Source organism: Herminiimonas fonticola (assembly GCF_040395855.1).
Lineage (GTDB): Bacteria > Pseudomonadota > Gammaproteobacteria > Burkholderiales > Burkholderiaceae_D > Oxalicibacterium > Oxalicibacterium fonticola_A.
The window spans coordinates 1-5,214 of the sequence record NZ_JBEBPO010000129.1; the positions used below are offsets into that span (position 1 = coordinate 1).

Annotated in this window: 6 protein-coding genes and 1 pseudogene; 1 reads left to right on the forward strand and 6 read right to left on the reverse strand. The window is 53.2% G+C overall.

Going from position 1 to position 5,214, the window contains the following annotated elements:
* From ABWP27_RS12070 to ABWP27_RS12090, 5 genes and pseudogenes are all read right to left on the reverse strand, one after another.
* Window positions 1-179 (reverse strand): annotated as a pseudogene (locus ABWP27_RS12070) (cystathionine beta-lyase); the annotation flags it as partial.
* Between the two features lie 20 nt (window positions 180-199).
* Window positions 200-718 (reverse strand): hypothetical protein, encoded by a 519-nt coding sequence (locus tag ABWP27_RS12075; RefSeq protein WP_353157157.1) that lies wholly within the window; start codon window positions 716-718, stop codon window positions 200-202.
* The gene (gene rimO / locus ABWP27_RS12080; protein ID WP_353157159.1) at window positions 718-2,082 is read right to left on the reverse strand and encodes a 30S ribosomal protein S12 methylthiotransferase RimO; all 1,365 of its coding nucleotides are present in this window, start codon (window positions 2,080-2,082) and stop codon (window positions 718-720) included. The genes ABWP27_RS12075 and rimO overlap by 1 nt, the downstream gene beginning before the upstream one ends.
* Window positions 2,083-2,192: 110 nt before the next feature.
* Complete coding sequence (gene phaR / locus ABWP27_RS12085) at window positions 2,193-2,765, reverse strand: polyhydroxyalkanoate synthesis repressor PhaR (protein WP_353157162.1); 573 nt, start codon at window positions 2,763-2,765, stop codon at window positions 2,193-2,195.
* Window positions 2,766-2,948: 183 nt separating this feature from the next.
* Window positions 2,949-4,562 carry a PHA/PHB synthase family protein gene (locus ABWP27_RS12090; RefSeq protein WP_502905343.1) on the reverse strand — a complete coding sequence of 538 codons (1,614 nt, stop codon included), beginning with the start codon at window positions 4,560-4,562 and terminating at the stop codon, window positions 2,949-2,951.
* A 55-nt stretch (window positions 4,563-4,617) separates the two neighbouring features.
* On the opposite strand from ABWP27_RS12090, the gene ABWP27_RS12095 reads away from it, so the two are divergent.
* Window positions 4,618-4,881 (forward strand): hypothetical protein, encoded by a 264-nt coding sequence (locus tag ABWP27_RS12095; protein WP_353157166.1) that lies wholly within the window; start codon window positions 4,618-4,620, stop codon window positions 4,879-4,881.
* Window positions 4,882-4,909: 28 nt separating this feature from the next.
* On the opposite strand, the gene ABWP27_RS12100 is transcribed toward ABWP27_RS12095, so the two are convergent.
* Window positions 4,910-5,214, reverse strand: a 305-nt coding sequence (locus ABWP27_RS12100; RefSeq protein WP_353157169.1) for a laccase domain-containing protein, incomplete at its 5' end; no start/stop codon positions are given.

Consider the following 5,214-nt stretch of genomic DNA (forward strand, 5'->3'; position numbering starts at 1 on the left):
CCGTGCAAGCCGTAGGTATAAGCCGTCTTGTCCTGCCAGTTGCGCGAGCGCATGCTGGCCACATCCTTGAACAAGACTGTCGATGCGTGATGGATGGCTTGCGGGAAGGCGGCGAATCCTTCCGGCGCCACATAGTCATTGTGTATCAGTGCGGTCTGGAAGGATGGGCGATCTGTCACGCGATTCTCCGATGAGGAACTTACTGTTTGCTGGCGACGCCCTTCTGGCCGGCCCTGGAAGAAATTTGTTTTTGCGACGATTTTTGTACTTGCGGAATAATTTTCAGCGAAAACGGTTTGGTAATCGAACCATCCGCCGACATCCAGGTTCCAGCCAGGACATCACCCTCCAGCTTGCCATCCCACTGGCCGGAAATATCCGTACCGTTCACGGACTCTTCCATGAAAAGAATGCCATCTTTCTCGATTTCGCCAGCCAGCAATATCTTGTGTGAATTGCCGAAAACGAAGTACTCGCCCTCATGTCCTTCATCCACTTCTTCTTTTGGACGCAGGTTGACTTGTACCTGTACATCGCCGACGGTACCGCGCAAGGCTACCGGTTTCTGAAAAATGGCGGGGGCAGACGATACGGCTACAGACGCTGATGCAGGGGCTGCCGCAACTGGTGCAACTGCCGCTTGCTTCACATCTGCAGCAAATACATGAGCGGCCAAAGCCAGCGTTGCGATCAGGGATACGGTAAACACTTTTTTCATCATGCCTCTGCCCACAGATCATGCGCATCGGCGCCAGTGATTTTTACATCGACGAATTCGCCGACCTTGTATTTGATATGCGGCTCATATGGTGCCTTGACATAGACCACGCCGTCGATTTCCGGCGCGTCGGCACCTGAACGAGCGGTTGCGGCGCCGGTGCGATTGACTTCATCGATCAGCACGCGCATGGTCTTGCCCACTTTTGCCTGCAGACGTTTCTTTGAAATTTCTTCCTGCAGCAACATCACGCGGCCGCGACGTTCTTCACGCACTTCTTCCGGCACTGCATTCGGAATATCGTTGGCGGTAGCGCCTTCCACTGGTGAATAGGCAAAGCAGCCCAGACGGTCGATTTCCGCTTCCTTCAGGAAGTCGAGCAGATATTCAAATTCCGCTTCGGTTTCGCCAGGGAAGCCGGCGATAAAGGTCGAACGTATCGTCAGATCAGGACACATCGCGCGCCACGCCTGGATGCGTTCGATATTCTTTTCACCACTAGCCGGGCGCTTCATGCGCTTCAGCACATCCGGATGCGCGTGCTGCAGTGGCACGTCCAGATATGGCAGGATTTTTCCTTCCGCCATCATCGGAATGATCGCGTCCACGTGCGGATACGGATACACATAATGCAAACGCACCCACGCACCGTATGGTGCCGCCAGTTCGCCCAGTGCTTCCACCAGTTGCGTCATATGCGTCTTGACCGGCTTGCCGTTCCAGAAGCCCATGCGGAATTTGATATCCACGCCATAGGCGCTGGTGTCTTGCGAAATAACCAGCAACTCCTTGACGCCGGCCTTGAACAGATTTTCCGCTTCCATCATTACATCGGCAATCGGGCGTGATACCAGGTCACCGCGCATCGACGGGATGATGCAAAAACTGCAGCGATGGTTGCAACCTTCGGAAATTTTCAGATACGCAAAATGCTTGGGCGTCAGCTTGATGCCCTGCGGCGGCAACAGATCGAGGAAAGGTGCATGCGGTTTCGGCATATGCAGATGCACGGCATCCATCACTTCGCCGAGTGCGTGCGGGCCGGTAACGGCCAGCACTTTCGGATGGACTTTCTGGATGATGTCATCACCGTTGGCGTCTTTTTTCGCACCCAGGCAGCCGGTCACGATGACCTTGCCGTTTTCATGCAGCGCTTCGCCGATGGCGTCCAGCGATTCCTGTACAGCGGCATCGATAAAACCGCAGGTATTGACGATCACCAGATCCGCGCCATCGTAGGACTTGGCGGTGTCATAGCCTTCGGCGCGCAACTGGGTAAGGATTTGCTCTGAGTCGACCAGGGCTTTCGGGCATCCGAGGGAAACGAAGCCGATTTTGGGTGTTGCTTGAAGAGCGTTGGTCATGGTGCAGGCAGGTAAAAAAGCGTGGGATTGGTATAACGAAATGAAGCCGCTATTGTACCCTTTTGACCGCCCTGCCTGCCATCTCACGCAAGGTGGATGGCTGTACGCTATTACTTGTTGTTTTTATCACCAGAAGGTGGTGGTGGCGGGGCAAAAGGAAAGGCACCGAACATATTCTTCGACTGCGTTTGCATCTGTTCCTGCATTTGCACGAACAGGTTTTTGCTCTGTTCGATGTAGTTGCTCATCATGCCCTGCATCATCGGGCCTTGCACGTTCATGAACTGCGCCCACATTTCAGGGCTGAAGGGTTTGCCTTCGTACAGGCCTTTGGAGTTTTCGGTCAGCTTGTTCTGGATGTCAATGAAGGCCTGGATATTTTTTTCCAGATACGAGCCCATCATGCCCTGCATTGCATGGCCGTAGTAGCGAATGATTTGCGACAAGGCCGCGCTGGAAAACATCGGCGAACCGTTGGCTTCTTCCTCCAGAATGATCTGCAACAGAATACTGCGCGTCAGATCTTCATCTGTCTTGGCATCGACTACCGAAAACTGTTCGCTATCGAGCACCAGTTGTTTGACGTCGGCGAGCGTAATGTAGGAACTGGTTTGCGTATCGTACAAACGACGATTCGGATACTTCTTGATCAAACGCTCGGCCATTTTTTTTGTACTCGTCATCAGAAATCCCAACTTGTTGCGTTGCAACGCATTTATTTGTTTCAGTCGTCTCACTAAGTGAGCGACGCTCGCTTCGTCAGGCCATTATAGTGCTAAAAAACAAAGGTTTACGCAATAAGTAGCTGGTTTATCTGCCTGCCGCACTGCAAGAAAATTCTCCACCCATGGCTGCCCTTCTTTCATTTAAGCCGCCTTCGCCTTCACATAACGACCCGGTGCAGCTTCGATTACCTTGAATTGGGCGTTCCCCATCTTGTGCGGCGCCTTTACTTTTTTGCCCGCATGCTGCGCCAGAAAATCGCTCCATGCCGGCCACCAGCTGCCAGCTACTTCAGTGGCGCCGGCCAGCCATGACAGCGCATCCGTTGCATGTTCATCATTGACCCAGTAATGACGTTTGCTCTTTCCGGGCGGGTTGATCACGCCGGCAATATGCCCGGCTGCACCCAGTACAAAACGATTTTGCTGCGGCTTCTTGCGATTCAATATGGCGGTCGATGCATAGGCGCTGGTCCACGGCACGATGTGATCGTCGCGCGAACCGTAAATAAAACTGGGCGCATCGATTTTGCCAAAATCGATTTTTTTACCAGCCAGCTTGAATTTGCCTGACTGCTTCAAATTGTTTTCCAGATAAGTATTACGCAGATACCAGCAATACATGGGGCCCGGCAGATTGGTGCTGTCGGCATTCCAGTACAGCATGTCGAAAGGTGCCGGATTTTCGCCCTTCAGGTAATTAGATGTCACGTAATTCCAAATTAGTTCATTGGAACGCAAACTGGCAAACGCCGCATTGAAATCCAGCCCCTTCATCAAGCCGCCATGCCCGATAGATTGCTCGGTTTCCTGTACTTGCGCCTCATCGATATACACATCGAGGATGCCGGTATCGGAAAAATCGAGAAAGGTCGTCAGCAGAGTCAGGCTCGCGGCCGGTTTCTCGCCGCGCGCACATGCCAGTGCCAATGCATTTGTCAGCAGTGTGCCGCCTACGCAAAAACCCAGTACGTTGATTTTTTCCTGTGAGGAAACGGCTTGTGCGACGTTGATCGCCTGCAGCACACCCTTTTCTATATAGTCGTCCCAGGTCGCATGCGCAATCGATGCATCGGCATTGCGCCACGAAATCAGAAACACCGTATGTCCCTGTTCGACCGCGTAACGCACGAAGGAATTATGCGGCTGCAAATCGAGAATGTAGTATTTATTGATGCAGGGCGGCACCAGCAGCAGCGGCCGTTCGTACACGGTGGGCGTCAGCGCCTTGTATTGCAGCAACTGGAACAGCTCGTTCTCGAAAATCACCGCCCCCTCGGTAATTGCCACATTGCGACCGACTTCAAATGCCGTTTCGTCGCTTTGCGAAATGCGGCCTTTCTGTATATCTTCAAACAGGTGCTTGAGGCCATTAGTCAGGCTCTCGCCATTGGTCTCGACAATTTTCTGCTGCGCTTCCGGATTGGAAAAAAGGAAATTTGCCGGCGACATCGCGTTGACCATCTGCTCGACTGCAAAGCGAATTTTCTGCTTGGCTTTAGGCGGCACTTGCATCGCATCCGCCATCGCCGCCAGGAATTTTGCATTCAGCAAATACGCTGATGCATTAAAGGCATGCAAGGTACTCGATTGCCATGCAGCAGCGGAAAACCGCTTGTCGGCCAGCGGCGGCACCTGCGCCGTCAGCATCTGCTGCCATAAAGTCAAAAATCTTTGTGCATAGTCGCTCTGCAATTCCGCTGCAATGACGGGATCGATAAGCATGGCAGGAGACGGAGGCAATTCAGACTTATTCATGCTGGCAATTCTCTTTTCGAGTATCTTTGCGGTTTGAATTTGATTTCAGGGATGTATGTACATTATTGCCATCGCATGGATTTACGTCGTTTTCATGATGGCCATCATGGAAGCATCCGTCATCGCGGGCATCGTAACCTTCCTGTTGTACGGCGTCCTGCCGGTATCGATAATTGTATACGTGATGGGCACCGGGCAGCGCAAGCGGAAACGTCGTGTGCAGGAATTGCAGCGACGTGAAGAAATGATGCGGAATGCGGAACAGGAAAAAAATGGTGAGAAGGATGCACCATCGGCTGAGCGCCGACCTGAAGCCTGAGCAGCTACGTGCTGCCGGTCCTCCGGTATTATTCCAGCCAGACCAGAGAAGCCATGCGTCCGGTGACACCATCGCGGCGGTATGAATAAAAGCGCCGGGCTTCGCTGACGGTACAGAAATTACCACCGCTGACCTGCGTCACACCGACGTTTGCCAAAGTGATGCGCGCCAGTTGATAAATATCGGCCAGATATTTCCCCGGACGTGCGGCAACAGGCTGGAAGGCCTTGCGCATGACGGGGTCTTTCGCCGCAAACACCTGCAGCACCTCTTCCCCCACTTCAAACTGCAGCGGCCCGATCGCCGGGCCCAGCCACGCATGCAGCGTATCAC

What these genes read in the sequence shown, in the direction of transcription:
- rimO (WP_353157159.1), bottom strand. Translation starts at nt 2,082, where the DNA reads ATGACCAACGCTCTTCAAGCAACACCCAAAATCGGCTTCGTTTCCCTC.
- ABWP27_RS12090 (WP_502905343.1), bottom strand. Translation starts at nt 4,562, where the DNA reads ATGAATAAGTCTGAATTGCCTCCGTCTCCTGCCATGCTTATCGATCCC.
- ABWP27_RS12075 (WP_353157157.1), bottom strand. Translation starts at nt 718, where the DNA reads ATGAAAAAAGTGTTTACCGTATCCCTGATCGCAACGCTGGCTTTGGCC.
- phaR (WP_353157162.1), bottom strand. Translation starts at nt 2,765, where the DNA reads ATGACGAGTACAAAAAAAATGGCCGAGCGTTTGATCAAGAAGTATCCG.
- ABWP27_RS12095 (WP_353157166.1), top strand. Translation starts at nt 4,618, where the DNA reads ATGTACATTATTGCCATCGCATGGATTTACGTCGTTTTCATGATGGCC.